The organism is Vibrio sp. CAU 1672, from assembly GCF_029223195.1.
GTDB lineage: Bacteria > Pseudomonadota > Gammaproteobacteria > Enterobacterales > Vibrionaceae > Vibrio.
In genome coordinates this window covers 199722-213013 of sequence record NZ_JARHUF010000006.1, presented here as the reverse complement: position 1 = coordinate 213013, position 13292 = coordinate 199722, and the positions used below count along the sequence as shown (strand labels likewise).

Here is a 13292-nt window from a genome sequence, read left to right as displayed (position 1 = left end):
GACAGTGATTCCGGAGTTAGTGGAAAAATGGACTGGTTTATCCCGGAAATGGTGTCCGGATTAAAACGGAATGGGTGTCCGGACAATCCCGGAATCGGTGGCTGGATTGCTCCGGAATACGCAACTCATGATTTATGGGATCAAGTTTCGTCCAAATAAGCCTGGCTCACCTCACTTGAATGGCAAAGTGGAACGCTCGCAGAAAACAGATAAAAGTGAGTTCTATCCGACCATAGATGTCTCTGTTGGGCTGCAAGAACTGGATCTGCTATTAGCGGAATGGCAACACTACTACAACTGGGAACGGCCCCACAGCTCGTTAAATGGGCTAACCCCGATAGACAGGATTACTGAGATATCTGATCAAACTCCTTTATCTGAAGAGGTATCTCAGAACTACCAGATCAAGAAAGAGCGGTTTCAAGAGCAAAATTACAGGCTCGATCTTCGGCTAAGAAAATTGAAACCATCTCTATGAATCACACACATTAGAAGTTTTGTTCATCGCAAAAGCATGAAATTTCGTTATATATATCAATAGACAAAAACTCATCAAGTCGGTGAGAAATACTAAACCACCTCGATGCTTGCTGGTTAATTTCATCCTCAAAAGCCAAAATGAAACCAGATATTACATCAATTGCATCCCTGGATATACGCTTAGTAATTTTCACACTCCCATGCGTTAACACAAAATTGTTCCTTAACTCTTTGATTTCATCAAGTTTATTAATTAAAACAGGATCTATAGCATTGAACTCAGCTTGATTTTTTATCTCGGACCACTTACCACCAAATCCTGAAACAAAACGGTTGTTAACTAGCAAGGTATTAGGCTTAAATATCTGCCCTTGACGATTTAAAGCGTCACCAATACGAGCCCTTCCAAAGAATACCAGTAAGCCATCACAATATGCCTCTAATGCTCTAAAGGCGTACATAAATGAACTAGATATTACATTAGAGGACAACTTAAACTCAGCAGCCTTGATGAACAACGAGGATAATAATTTGATAGATATTGGATACCCATCTACTTGCAATAGATTTAGGTTATTATTATTTCTAAGATTAAAGAAATCATTCAAGCATGATATCTTTCTTTGTCTTAAGCTGCTAGTACACAAATAATACGAAAAAACAGAAGTTTGATAAAAACCTATCACTTTATCTAATTCGTTCAAATTAAGCATCTCAAGATAAGTTTCATCCTTTCGATTCCAAACTTCAGAGTCTAAAAAAAAACCATCTTTAGATATAAATCTTTCGTTGTACGTAGATATATTTTCCAAAAAATTAATATAATTATTTAAATTAAACTTCAATGTAGAGGATAGTGAACTTGAAGCTATTAGAGACTTTAATCTCAACAGTTTATCCCTAGTTTGAGAGCCAAAACTATCACCTAGAAAGTCATATATATTAATCTCTAAGTCTAATAGCCTTCCGGTGTTTACGCAAATAGGGGTTAGTCTTTGAGTTTTTAATGATTCAAGAAACAACACATCGCTATATTTCTTGCTAGTAATCCTTAAGTCAAAATCTATTTCTAATTCACCCAAAGATTGTAACTCATCTGCATATAAATCTCTAGAAGACACAATAATAACAGGTGAGTATAGACACATACTCACCTTTGCATTGTCGTCATCATCTTCCCTAAGGTCAACTAGATACTTGCTATTCATCTTCACCATCATCAGAAGTAAAAACCAATGCACTACCTTCAATGCTAAAATTTGAACGTAAAGATTCCAAAGCTGTATCTAATTCTGTAGAAATAGCCTCCGTAATAGCCTTATCGAATGGTTCACTAGCGTTTCTTCTTTCAGATGCTGTTGATGCAGAAATCAGTTTTTCATCTCGTTCAGACTCCAATTGCAATAACTTTTCTCTATCAAATGAAGATACCGAAAAGTTTACCTTATAATTTTTCTCAAAGTACTTTTTCTTATCCATTGTCATTCGATTTACATAAGAGCTAAAATCTTTAGAAGCTAAATCAAACAACCTTTGAGAGCAAGATTCACTAACGATCCCCTTAACTTTTTCTAAAATAGAAGGTGAACTCAATGAGCAAACAATCAATCTAGATAGTTGCCTTCTCGTTTCCTTAGTAACTTTTAGTTTATTAGCGTTATATATAGTATTTTGGACATAAGGCTGTCTGAAATCATAGTTTCTTCCACAATCCACCAAACTATAATCCAATAATAAAACCAATATTTCGGTAGCTTCTTTTACTGTAGAACCAGACGCGACCACAATTCCCAATATTTTGAACCAAGCCTCAATTATAGCTTTCTGAAATATAGATCTTCTTATAATTTCAGGAGCCTTTCCTTTTCTATTAGTCAATAACACATTATAGAACTCTGAACGAAGCTCCCTTGCTTTCTTTTGAGAACTATCTATAGGATCATTAAATAAGAGATTATTCTTTACCAGAGACGCCGAATCAGAAATTGATTTTCTTTCCGATATTGCTTTCTCAATTACCTCATATAATGAATCTTTAAATGTATCAAACAAAACCTTATAGGATTTAGATTCAAAAAATATCGACACTAGATACTTAGTTATATTATCGTTAACCAATTCAGTTAACCTGGATTTATGTTTTATAGATATAGACTCTAATGGAAATTTTTCTGGTTTTGGCTTATTATTGTCGTACTCATCAACTCCAAAATCAAAGTCAGAGATATTTTCATCAATCTTGAGTATTTCATTAATTAATTGAATACCAGATTTGTTGTTAAACATTTCTTCAAATGCCGAGTTCAAAACACCAATACTCGTTGTGGTGTGCTCCCTACTTATATTCAATGATTCTTTGTGGTTTTTTGTATTCCACTCAATTAAGCCAAGGCCTTCATTAGATAAATTAGGGGAGTTTAGCACTTCATTACAGAAGTCTCTACAAATAACTGAACCAAGAGAATCATCTTTCAATAGGGTAAGAAAGTGGCCGCTAACCCGTTCAACTGTTGAGTTAACATCGACAAACAAACTTCTCATAACACTCTGAATATTTGGAATACCTTGTCCATCAGAGGATAATGATTTTATCGATTTTGGTGAGTACACGATGCAAACAGGTAAAACGATATTCTTAACGCTTTCGTGATGCTCTCTTCTTAAATAATTCAGAGCATACAGACGATGCTGCCCATCAATCACGACTAACTTAGCCCCCTTCATTTGCTTGGGACTTAAATTTAGTGAAATTTCTGCCTGCGTAGATGTAATTTGTATCGATTTATCAACAAGGCTACTATCTAGGATATTTAAATCAAACCCTTTCTTTGCTGGGTAGTTTTCTACCTTAAATACTCCCGGCCATTCTCTTGTATGCGTTCCACCAAATGCATCATCTATAAAGTTGTACTCTGAGTCAGGATATGTTTCTACAATATTATCCTGATTATCCGTTTCAACCACTGCCACCAGTAAAGGCGGAAGAAATATAATTTCTTTTTGTTTTTTTGTTCCATCTGTATATATATATTGACTAATCTCGCTTAAAGCTCTCTCTTCATCAATATCTCTCTGAATTAAATAGTCAAAGTTTAAATCTGAGTATAAATCTCTAGCCAAACTGAGGTGTGGAAGCTCATTGATCGTAAAAGAAGTCATTACAAATTCTATAGGTACTGTCGATTCAGTATCAAATATACCGAATGCACCACTTCGGCTAAATTCATATTTATAACCATCTTCTAGAGGTCTTCTTTTTGTATTCATTATTATTGCCTATCTACCTAAATATTTTTAACCAACAATCAGCGTTTAAGACAGCTTAACATTTCATTGCAACATGCAATGCTTAACAAATTATTGAGAATTTCAACTTTCTTACTTAGTTTTATCACATGCCCTTTACGTTTTTAGGGGGCTTAACTTAGTGTACCTCTAACTAAATAAACAACGTGAACAGCCATCTTACTCAACTACAATCCAATATGCTTTTATCATCATAATGATAGAAGGAGCATATCAAAAAAACGCCCTAAAAGGGCGTTTAAAGTCATATGTTTATTGAAGCAACTCCCAAAATGCTCTATCTCGCATCTTGACAATCTTCTTGGCACCATCGATGTATAAGCTATAGTGTTTCTCTAGCTTGTTGATGGTTTCCATTAGCTTCTCTTGCTCGGCTTTTTCGTTAACGCCGAACATGGCTTTAAGCTCTTGTGATTTGATCTTAGCGACACGGTGGATGACCCATGTCAGCACGTAGCTTGAATAGTCATTTTCACCAGTCTGGAAGTGGGTGATGTCCTGTGTGGATAGAATTACCCCAACACCGTATTCACGGCCTTCCTTCAAGATCTTGCGCAGGCTTGGGAAGTTTTGAGACATGAAGTTATCTGCCTCATCCACCAAAATCATCTTGGTGATCTGGCGGAAGTCACCCTGCACTTCTGGTTTACCTTTCTTTTGCATCTGCGAGTAGAAAAGATCCAGTGTCAATGCTACTACAAGGTTTTGGATCTCTGATGGATAACCTGCCAGCTCAACCACTGTGATACCGTCCACCAAGTCGTATAGGCTCATACACTTGGTATTGTCGTCCTCAAAGATCTCAAGCTCGTACAAGCTTTCCAGTGCCGCGTATAGTGAGTCTTCGTCTGGCTCAGTTTCAATGAACAACGCCCAAACATCGGCAATGGTTGGTGCGGCTTTTGTCCAGGTGCTTGGGTCCGCTTTGCGAATACCAGCCAACTCATAAGCTTCACCCACCAGCTTACGTAAACGCAGTTGCTGTTTTTGACCTAGGTTGAAAGCTTTGCCCATAGTCTCTGAGAAACCGCGAGCAGTATGCACTGGCAGCATTGGCGTGTCACCGAATAGACTCAGCGGGTTATATGGCAGTTTGTGTAAGTTAAACTTTTTACCTGCTGTCGCTTGTTGGAACTTATCGTCGACATAGTCTGACTTGTAGTCGAAAATCAACATGCCAATCGATGCGCCATTTACGTTATCGCTTTGATTGCGATGCAGCTGGGTGATCACCGATTTCGTAAACTGGGTTTTGCCGGTACCCATGGTGCCAATAATACCGGTGTTAGTATTCATGAACTTGGCTGTATTGGTGGGCTCCCAGTTTAAAGGTGCTTGTGTCACCGCATTGTGACCAAAAAGCACGTTAAGGTTGCTACCCGATAACTTTGGCTTAGTCGCGTTGAGCTGATTATCTGCTGTTATTTCAGCATTAGGTTGCTCTTTAGCAACTTCGCTTGAACTCTCATCAGTATCGATAGTTGTCTGCTTTTCAGAGCTATCACCGGTTTGCTCATTCTCATCTGAATCAGCTGGTTCAACACTGATGCTCTCAGTCTCAATCACTTCAGCTTGAGTCTTACCGTCAAGCACGTATTCAGTCGGTACGTGACATAGCTTCACAACATCTAGCTGATTGAGCACCTCTTGCAGTGGTGTCTCGACCAAACGAGGTAGTAAGCCCATGGGTAAATCGACTTTCAATACCCCTTCAAGCATTTGGTAGTCAGGCTCTAGACAGCTTGCCCCTTCAAGGTGGCTAACCACAAAACCTTCTGGGTATTCTGCTACTTTTGCTAACGCATAATCACCTTTCAGCCACTCTTCTTTGTTGGCTAACAGGGTGTCGAAGTAGTCTGGCGTAAACACGTTGTACAAACGGTATTTATCTACTTGCATCAGCACTTGGCGCATAAACAAACCACGGTAAAGCTTGCTGGCCAGGTTGTCGTTACCCAGCAGGTCTTCACTTAGATAACGTAATAGCTCTTTCGACTGTTTGACTGCTTTTTTGTAGTCAGGGATTGAGCCCGTTTTCACCTCGACAGGCAACAAGTACATGTCTTGCTCTTTAAAGCCCACCAGCAGTACGTCATCAGAAATCGCGCCTTTTTTGTAACCTTGAACGTTACGTGAGAACTCGCTGTCCGACATTTTTAGGCCAATGTTGCCAGAAACACGGATCATCTCAGCAACAGAAAGGGGTACCCAAGTGATGTCTGAGTTATGTACCAAGCTTGTCACAAACTTGTACGCGCCAATCACGCCTTTACGCTCTTTGTTAATGCTTGGCGCACAGGTCATCATCTTCAACAACCAATCGCCGTTAAAAGCATTAAACTCGTTGATTTGGCCTCCGTCACCTTGTTTGATGACTTTCTCAAATAAACCACGCTGTGCCGTCACGGTAATCGCATCGTAGCTTGAAGAGCTGGTGTATTGATCAGAGTAGTGAATCAGCACCACATCCTCATTACTGTGGAAGAAGTCCAATGTCACTTTAGGGTCGATGATAGTTGTCCAGATAGAACTGGCGTAAGAACGCTCTAATAGCCCCTTGAAATCTTCACTCACTGCGAGAGCAACCGCATTGGTCCCGTTGTATGGCGTATTCGGCTTTAGTGCGGGCTTTAATAGAGCGCCAACGTACTTCGCCATCATAAGATGTGGGTGATCTTGGTAATCCGTGCCTTTTAGGCCAAAACCTGTGAAGTAAGAGCCTGATTTACTCTCAGACGCATCACCGGTTAATAGACCATCACAGGCAATACCTGACGCCATATCCTCAATTGCAATGTCTGAGCAATCCACTTTGTCATTATTACGGAAAAAGGACAGGTGCGCGTAAGCCTGGCCATCCTTTTCCGCTTGTTCATTGGTGAACTTACTGTAGGTAAGACGGGTACGCAGGATGTCAATAATTGTGTCAGCGAGCTCACGCACTTTCTTATTTTTATTTAGCTCTAAACTTTCCTTCAACTCGTCGTAGCTTGCCGCTTCCGCAAAACGGTCAAAAGCGTTAAACATCAGCTTGTCATCGTAGAGGTTTACGTGGATAGAAGCAGATTGTTCCAAGTTATTACGAATGTAATCCACTAGCCCCATGAACAGCTCATCAGAGGCGTCTTGATTGACCGCGTTGACGATGATGCTCTTCTCTGATCCCGTGAATAGCTGACTAAACGCCGTTTGGAACTCGTCGATCTTCTCTTTTACCAACTTACGCACAAAAGACAGCGAGCTCTTCTCTTGCGGGACACTCTTAATCCAGAAAGCGTTCTCTTTCACTTGCTGGTTATAAGCGAACTCCCGTTGCGGATGGTAGACATATGGCAACAACCCTTTGGGTGATAAGCGCTCAAACGTTACATCTGGCAACGTCGCGAAGCTTTCATCTTCACGAATTGCTTTTCTCAAATTCAGGTAATAAGCCAAAATCAGTGGATGGAATGGCGAGTAGTACTCTTCCTCTTCTGATTTAACCAGACCAATCTGCAGTGCAGATTTTTGCTCTTTAGTCAGCATACTACCGGTTGGAATCGCTTCAAAGTACGCTAAACACGCATCGACGACATTTTGAACTAGAGTGGTAAAATCATCGCCCCAAGAGGCCAGTGAAGGCGTACTGCGGCGCTGCTCCAAATAGTCAAATAGCTCGACATATGAAGAAAATATCGCGTCATCAACCGCTTGTAAGTCATCCAGTTTAACCGAACCTGCATCGGAGATAGACACCACTTTGTTGTTGATGAACTCTTCTTCCCAACGCAGTAGCTTGAGGCGAACACCCGGTACAACAAACTCACTGTTGTCGATACCAACTTTACCTTTTTGTGAGTAGAACTCACCATTGTATTCATCTTTGAATAACTTGTGGTAACGACCCCGGTTTAGCAGCAATGGTAGGCTCAGAGAATCCGTTGCTACTGCCCCTTCCACGTTGAATTTAAGTTGGTTGTCACCAGATTTTACCGCAAAATCAATTTCATCGGCTTCATTGGCGAGAGCTTCAAAATCCACCAGCGCATACTCTGCAAGATCAACGACTTGCTTTGCGTCTGTCAGTGAACACGCTGCGCCTTCTTCTGCACGAACTTGAAGCTTGTTTTCTTCCATGTTCAAGGTTAAGCGCTGTTTAGAATGTTCAACTAAAAAGATGTTTTTGAACGGTTCGATGTAGAACTCACCCTTACGAATCACAAGACAGCGGAAGTTGTACACTTCTGATTTGTTTTCGCGCTTGAGTGCCAAATTGAAAAACAGAGGCTCGTGCTTGTAACTGCCCTTCAGGCTCGCTCTCGTTGTCTTTAGACCGTTAAGTGTAGAAATCACTTCTTCATTATTGAGTGCCTTTGCTGGCTGAATTTTGAATTGGCTTTTATCTAGATTGCTCGCCCCTTGGAATACCAGCTTCAATTCAAAATCGTTAATGCCTTCATCTAGCTCGATGATCAGGTGACGATCGCGCAACCCCGCTTTGGTTTCTGCACGGTTACGACCGGTGATCGTCATACCTTCACTCGCTTGCTCCTCCTCAAGGACAAGCTGCTGCTGTGCATTGCGTTTTTTCTCTTGCAAAAAAGCTTCAAACTCAATGTCTTTCCACGCATCCGTTTCTGAGAAGTTTTCCTTGATGAACTTCTCTCCGAATGATTTCAAACGATCTTGTAGTTGGTCACCAAAGTGTTCTACTTCAAATGAAAGCTCTTCATAGAGTGCTCGGTTATCTTCTAAGCGCTTTTTGATTTGCTTTGGGTTACCACTCATTTGAGCCACAAGCGGATCTTCAAACATTCCGAGTTCATTGAAACGCAAATCGCCATCTTCTACGGCTTTGTAAAGAGACTCAAAACCGAACATGGTCGCGCCGTCTTCTAAAATCGCATCAAATTGATCATCAAGCAGACAGTTAGAAACATCTTTTCCCTTATCTTGCTGGTCAATTAAGCCTTTCATCGACTCTTTGATCTTAGCTGGGCTCCATACTTGTCCCAGCTGAGCAAGATCTTCGGCTGAGTTGATCAAGGTATCCAACAAGCTGTTGTGAATGACAACAAGGGCACAACCTTTTAGGTAACCTGATTGGCTTGCAACTTCATCCCGCAAATGAGAAATATAGTTCTCAGTAAAGCCTTGGTACTGTGCCGGGTCTTCACTATGAATCACTGGTACAATTTTACAGCTAGGCAGCTCGATAAATGGCAGGTCAATGTCATTGGTTGCCTCAATGCTGTTTTGTGAGTGCGCAATCATTGCCTGATACAAGCGCACGCTGTTTTCACTATCGGGTGACTTAAACTGATAGCGGAAACCTGCCTTGATGTGTGTTTCTGCGTCAGCCAGAAACTGTTCGACTAGAAAGGTCTCAAATTGTTTTACGGACATAAACTGCGTCTCCACTATCACTCATGCGCTCTACGTTACCAATGCGCTCATAAAATTTAATTAATTCTTGCTCGGTTTGCTTATCTACAAAAATACCGCGCTGCTTAAATGCAGTGATAAGTTCGTGGAAACGGAGTTTGTCCTTTTCTCCAACAACAAGGTTGGTTAATAAAATAATGTAGTCTTGGTTAAGCACCAATACCCGACCACCACGGCGCCGGTTTTGAATAAAGTGAGTCGCTAAATACTTCTCTACTTCAGAAACATACTTTTTATTGATGTTGAATCGCTCACCAATACTAAACTGAGCCATGGCTAGTTTCATGATGTTACCCAGCCAATCAAGTGCAGATTCAGAATCATCTAACGTAGTGTCCAAGTTACGCTGAGATTTAAATGCTCTCGCAAAATTTTCTAACTCGCTCTTTAGATGCTCATAGTTAGATTCTTGAATGCCTTTGGAAATTGCCCATAAAGGCACTTTTGTTGCGTTCTTTTCACCCATTCCAGGTTGAAGGAGTTCAAGCATGGTTAACATTGGGAATAAGCGAGTCGCTGATTCACTGAACAGCTTATAGCCATGGTTTTTAATGTGGGTGCGCTCGTTACTCGCACGTTCGTGATCCATAAGAAAATACAATGGTTTCGCTACTGGCTCTTCGCCTGAACGCCAATCTGTCAACGCCAAACTCAACTGAGCAGTGTATGTGAAACCATAGAACGACAAAAACGACGCGATCTCGCTAAGCAGGTATTTCGGTCGGTTTGCCAAAAACTTCAAATCATCACGGAATGCTTTTGAAAGATATGGCAAGTATGGATGCTCACTTGCGCGCATTAATGAATCAGCCTCCATCTTGCCACGCAATGTTGCAAGCATCTCACGCTCGATAAAGTTTAATTTTGCATCAAACTCTTCTACACGCATATTTTGCAACAAATTAATGAACATAGAAGCAACACGTAAGTCACCTGCTGCCAACTGTTTTTTCTGTGCACGAAATAGCAGTAGTTCAGGGCTAACCGAGAAGATATCTTTGTTATCAAAGTACATTTCTCTTAACACGTCCCAAAACTCTTCCTGGCCTAATTTTTCGTCAAATGCTTCTTGGCAGTCTGCAACATAATCTTCGTATTGGTAATCTTCAATTTTCTTACGTAACAAGCCACTCAACACCAAACCAATCACAGCCGCCCGTTCAAAATCATTACCTTTGGTACGAATCGGCAAATAGCTGTTTAGACTGTTTTTATTGGGCACTTCTTCCGCTGTTTGTGGCAGCTTAGGATTAAATGGTTTGATGTATTTATCCATTGTCATGTTAGATACCACTCACTTCGAAATACTCATCATCTTCATTGACGATCTTGTAGCGTTTGTCATTTTTCAGAATAAACAAGGTATGCTTATCTTTTGCAACAGCGATGATTTGCTCAACCACTTCATCTAATAAAAGTACTGCGTTTTTATCGTGCTTGTTGGGTCGGTAGCCTTGATTAATTTTCTCGAGCAACTCTAGCAAGTTAATGCTGATTGGCATTGGCAATAGAACATTGTCATCTGCACGAATATGAGCGTTAAATACGCCGATTTTGCTAACTCCTTGGGTTTTGATCGCAGTAAAATCAGCTTTTACTTCTAGCTCTGCAGCCGTTTTAAATCCATTGTATTCAGAGATAAAAAACTGGTCTTTATCGAGTGATGGAGAGTTACGATTACAGTAACGGTGGATCGCGGAGATCAGGATATCTTTATAGAACTTGTTCAGCTCTTTTTTCTGCTTGCCTGAGCCATCAAACTCGCGATGTTGCAACCAAGTTCTTGCATACTTATCAACAAGTGAATTATTGAAATCGGCTTTTAATTCATTGATATAGTCATTAGCAAACTGCTCTTCATCTTTTAGCAGGTAAACCATTCGCAGGTAAGAAGCGGCATTAGATACATCAAACACACCTAAAGGCTTCACTTGATCTTTAAGTTGGGTAAAACCTTCATCTTCGATACCCAAGCCGAACTGCAATACAAACTCATCTACCTTGCGAGTGTGAATGTTGCTTGGGTCAAAACTTTGGATATGCTCAAGAAGCTCGTTATCCGCCCCAGAGAACAAGTTGTCAAATAGGTAGCCATCCATTGCCAAGATCTGGAAAACAAAGTCCAATAGGGCTCGCGCTGTTAAGAACTGATCTTTAATCAAACGCGCTTTTAATAACAAAGCAATGATGTTCTTTTGAACAGACTCTAAACCAAGTAAAGCGTAGTTTGCTGTTAGCGTGCTAAAACCTGTTTTCTTCACTTCACTGTCGTAAAGTGCATAAAAAGGGTTATTTAGAGTCGGCTGAGTTAAGCGAGCAAGAAACTGGGCAGCAAAATCGGATGTGCTCATCTCATGGCCCAACATAAACTTTGGGTATTGCTCAAAGTCTAGAAATACGTGATTTGCTGGAATGTCATCCGTTTTGTTTTCCAGAAAAGCTTTTATCGACACTTTCACATCGTTATGTTGGTCAGCACCTTCCTCAGCATAGTTACCCAACATACCAATATTAATGCCAACCACGAGTGGCTTGTCATTCCCTTTAAACTGTGTGAATCGTTCATCTAGCGCATCAATGGCAGTCTGGCTTGGATTGAAGCTGTGTGTTGCGTCCAAATGAAAATCATGAGTCGCTTTAAACTTTTGACTATAGCGAGTCAAAATCTCTGATTTTCCATCGCCACTACTACCGCATAAGAAAATGATCTGCTGGCCATGCGCAGCTGTAAGTTTTTGATAAAACGCGGCTTCAATGTCGGTTTCAATGTATATATGTTCTTTATACTGGGATAGAACGTCTAAATCTGATTCTCTTTCCGTACTGACCGCATAGGGCGAAGACTTAGAGAGAATGCTGAGGGCATACTGTAAGTTCAAAACGCTTTCTCTTTTATAACTGTGTCTCTAGACTTAATTTGAGCATAATAATAACAAACCTTCATAATTTGTGAGGTTCAGCTCAAAAATTACAATTTACTATACTGTAAAGCGGAGTTTAATATGCAACTACAAACAGCTTACTCAGTAGCTATTGATTAGCAATATGGTGACTTACAAAGCATGAGGAAGTTAACACAGCTTAGGAAAAAGGAGGGCTATTTGTTTTAGGTTAAGCTGGGGAATATGGATATCCACTCGAACAAACATTAATTTGCCTAATTCCAAGATATCGCAGATAAGAAAAAAGGCCTGATAAATCAGACCTTTTAGAATGTGGCGGTGAGTGAGAGATTCGAACTCTCGATACGTTGCCGTATACACACTTTCCAGGCGTGCTCCTTCAGCCACTCGGACAACTCACCGAATCAGATTGTGGTTAGCATCACTGGCTAACGAGGCGCTAATTTAATGATTATGTTGCTGATGGTCAAGGGCAAACATAAAAAAATACCGCCTTTTGTGTTCGTTTGCTCACTAATTAACTAAATTGAACAAAACAACTGCGATTATACGCCCTGGTAGTAACCCGGCACACGGAACCAGCGGCGGCAGGTATCGAGAAAATAGCCGTACAACACCCCCATACCGCAAGAAATTACCGCATTACTGGCCACGGCGGTGATGATTTGCTCGCTTGATGCACCAACGGCAAGCAGGATGCCGGCATACACCGGAGACTGAAACAACACATAAGCCAGCAGATCGGAAATATTTTTCATCAATGAAGACGTCGACAGTTTGTTGCCCAGGCGCAGCACCCAGTCACGGAACATACCATAAGGCCAAGCGATAGCGATATTCACCGGGATCGACAGGGTACGGGATGCCAGAGATTGTTCAAAACTCATACCAGAGATCAAGATCTCGATAATCATGCCCGTAATAAAACAAAAAACCACCATGGCGAAAGTATCCGCTGCGGCATTACGAATACAAAATGGTCCACGCGACTTCATTTACCCAAAACTCCCAACATCAATCACTACTAAAAAGGCAAAACCACAACATCATCCACCAGACAAAAACCATTACGGTAGATTATGTCGCTATTAAAACACACAAAAAGCAGTTTATGGTTTTATTTTTAAAGTAAAGTTGTAAATTAATGACCATATTTGAGAGGTAAAGCAGATTAATTCA

6 protein-coding genes, 1 tRNA gene and 1 pseudogene are annotated in these 13292 nt (G+C 40.7%); 1 reads left to right on the top strand and 7 read right to left on the bottom strand.

The annotated features are described in order from the left end of the window. Positions 1-121: 121 nt before the first annotated feature. A pseudogene (locus P2G85_RS08390) lies at positions 122-478 on the top strand (integrase core domain-containing protein); the annotation flags it as partial. A gap of 10 nt (positions 479-488) precedes the next feature. Here the strand turns inward: P2G85_RS08390 and P2G85_RS08385 are convergent. From P2G85_RS08385 to P2G85_RS08355, 7 genes are all read right to left on the bottom strand, one after another. Next, on the bottom strand, positions 489-1688 hold the full coding sequence (locus P2G85_RS08385; protein WP_275863639.1) for a hypothetical protein: 1200 nt from the start codon (positions 1686-1688) through the stop codon (positions 489-491). Continuing rightward, positions 1681-3747, bottom strand: a complete 2067-nt coding sequence (locus P2G85_RS08380) for a hypothetical protein (protein WP_275863638.1) — start codon at positions 3745-3747, stop codon at positions 1681-1683. The genes P2G85_RS08385 and P2G85_RS08380 overlap by 8 nt, the downstream gene beginning before the upstream one ends. A gap of 291 nt (positions 3748-4038) precedes the next feature. Continuing rightward, the gene (gene dptH, locus P2G85_RS08375; RefSeq protein WP_275863637.1) at positions 4039-9171 is read right to left on the bottom strand and encodes a DNA phosphorothioation-dependent restriction protein DptH; all 5133 of its coding nucleotides are present in this window, start codon (positions 9169-9171) and stop codon (positions 4039-4041) included. Beyond that, the gene (dptG, locus tag P2G85_RS08370) at positions 9152-10492 is read right to left on the bottom strand and encodes a DNA phosphorothioation-dependent restriction protein DptG (protein ID WP_275863636.1); all 1341 of its coding nucleotides are present in this window, start codon (positions 10490-10492) and stop codon (positions 9152-9154) included. Before dptG ends, dptH begins: the two co-directional genes overlap by 20 nt. Before the next feature lies 1 nt (position 10493). Then, positions 10494-12089, bottom strand: a complete 1596-nt coding sequence (gene dptF, locus P2G85_RS08365; protein ID WP_275863635.1) for a DNA phosphorothioation-dependent restriction protein DptF — start codon at positions 12087-12089, stop codon at positions 10494-10496. Between the two features lie 337 nt (positions 12090-12426). Next, positions 12427-12514, bottom strand: a tRNA-Ser gene (locus tag P2G85_RS08360). A 144-nt stretch (positions 12515-12658) separates the two neighbouring features. Beyond that, positions 12659-13108 (bottom strand): L-alanine exporter AlaE, encoded by a 450-nt coding sequence (locus P2G85_RS08355; protein ID WP_275863634.1) that lies wholly within the window; start codon positions 13106-13108, stop codon positions 12659-12661. Between the last annotated feature and the right edge of the window lie 184 nt (positions 13109-13292).